Genomic DNA, 1,902 nt, shown 5'->3' on the forward strand with positions numbered 1-1,902 from the left:
CGGACGTATGGTCGTCTATGTGGCCCGCATACGATCTGTCGCTCGTTCTGTGTGTATTGTGGTTCGTGTCCCGTGGCCGCGGTCGAAGAGGGCCGGCCGCGGTAAAGTGGGCGGCCGGGTCAGGTGGGGTAAAGGGACCGGGTCTGCGCGGCGGCAGGGCGGCTGGCCTTCTTTTTCGCTGCTTCGGCCGACGGCACGGCGCTGAACAGGAACAACGCGGCGATGGCGGCGGCCAGGGCCCGGGTGGGATGCGGCATCAGGAGCTTCCGTGGAACACAGACCGTGGAGCTTGCACGATCCGGCCGCGTACGGCCAGCGTGAAGGCGCAGTCAGCTTTTTGCTGCTGGGGCTTCAGTCAGCCGCAGCGGCGGCGCGCAGCGCAGCGGCCCTGTCTGCGCCCAGATAGCGGGTGATGGCACGCCGCATCAGGTACAGCAACGGAATCAGGGCGATCGCAAAGCCCATCTTGTAGACGTAGTTGACGCTGCTGACCGCCAGGAACAGCGAGGTCGGCCAGTGTTGCGGGCCCAGCACGAAGGCGATCCAGATCACCACGAAGCTGTCCACCACCTGCGAGATCGCGGTGGATCCGGTCGCACGCAGCCACACGTGGCGCTCACCGGTGGCCTGGCGGATGCGATGGAACACTGCCACGTCGATCAGCTGGCCGAGCAGGAAGGCCACCAGCGAACCGGCGATGGTCCACATGCCCTGGCCGAACACGGCTGCGAACGCGGCCTGGTAATCGGGCACACCGTGGCCATCCATCGACGTGACCCACCAGCTGGCCGGCGCCAGCGAAATGGCCGCGAAGGCGAACAGGAAGCCGTAGCCGATCAGCACCACTGCCAGCCACGAGATGAAGCGCACGCCGCGCTTGCCGAAAAACTCGTTGATGGTGTCGGTCATGATGAACACCACCGGCCACAGCAGGGTGCCGGCGGTGAAGCTGAGCGAGCCGGTCTGGCCGAACAGGTTCCAGTTCAGCGGAGCGATGCCGAGGGTGTCTTCCAGCGCGAAGATCTTCACCCCGATCAGCTCGGCCAGCACCGCATTGCCGCAGAAGAACGCGGCCAGCACGATGAACAGCAGGACCGCGCGGTCCTGCAGCGGGCGCTCGATCGGCGCTGCGGTCATTCGCTGCGTTCGCCGGCGCGCGTGAACGGAACGCTGGACGGTGCCACGGCGCCGCCGGAAATGATGAAGCTCATGGCCTGGTCGACGGTCCAGTCGGTCGGGGTCAGCAACTCCACCGGCACGATTTCCAGATAGCCGGAAGTCGGGTTCGGCGTGGTTGGCACGTACACCGCGGCCAGTTCACGGTCGGTGCCGTGTTCCTTGATCACGCGGGTGACCAGGCCGACCGACTTCATGTCGCGGTGCGGGAAGTCGATCAGCACCACGCGCTGGGTGCTGCCCGGTTCGGTCTGCAGCATGTCCAGCAGCTTCTTGGCGCTGTCGTAGATGATGCTGGCCAGCGGAATGCGCTTGATGATCGCGCCCACCCAGCGCAGCAGGCGCTGGCCGAGCACGCGGCGGCTGGCCACGCCCACCGCCAGGATCACCAGCAGGGTGGCCAGCAGGGCGATCGTGTCCTGGATCCATTCGGCGCGGACCCAGCCGAGGTAGTGCGGGAAGCTTGTCGCAATCTGCTCGGACAGTGGCACCACCAGCGGGCTGGAAATGCCCGACAGCAGCACGAACACGAACTTGACCACGACCCAGGTCAGCCAGATCGGCAGCAGGGTCAGCAGGCCGGTCAGGAACAGGCGCTGCAGGGAGGGGCGGGGGACCCGGCCCCTTTTACCCATTCCCGAGCCCCGGGGCGGGCGCCCCACCCCGTTTGCCGGCTCCGGCTTGAAAAACAAATAAAAAAAAAAACGACAAAACAACCAACCCCAA

The 1,902-nt window shown here is 65.9% G+C and carries 3 protein-coding genes; all 3 read right to left on the reverse strand.

Annotated elements, in window-relative coordinates:
• Positions 1-119: 119 nt before the first annotated feature.
• The 3 genes from EKL94_RS22485 to EKL94_RS22050 all read right to left on the reverse strand — a co-directional run bounded on the left by EKL94_RS22485 (position 120) and on the right by EKL94_RS22050 (position 1,811).
• Positions 120-257, reverse strand: coding sequence for a hypothetical protein (locus tag EKL94_RS22485; RefSeq protein WP_185830079.1), 138 nt, complete (start codon positions 255-257; stop codon positions 120-122).
• 94 nt (positions 258-351) lie between these two features.
• The gene (locus tag EKL94_RS22045; RefSeq protein ID WP_126930638.1) at positions 352-1,137 is read right to left on the reverse strand and encodes a queuosine precursor transporter; all 786 of its coding nucleotides are present in this window, start codon (positions 1,135-1,137) and stop codon (positions 352-354) included.
• Positions 1,134-1,811, reverse strand: coding sequence for a DUF502 domain-containing protein (locus tag EKL94_RS22050; RefSeq protein ID WP_126930639.1), 678 nt, complete (start codon positions 1,809-1,811; stop codon positions 1,134-1,136). Before EKL94_RS22050 ends, EKL94_RS22045 begins: the two co-directional genes overlap by 4 nt.
• Between the last annotated feature and the right edge of the window lie 91 nt (positions 1,812-1,902).

Origin of the sequence: Stenotrophomonas maltophilia (assembly GCF_003970865.1) — a bacterium.
GTDB lineage: Bacteria > Pseudomonadota > Gammaproteobacteria > Xanthomonadales > Xanthomonadaceae > Stenotrophomonas > Stenotrophomonas maltophilia_AR.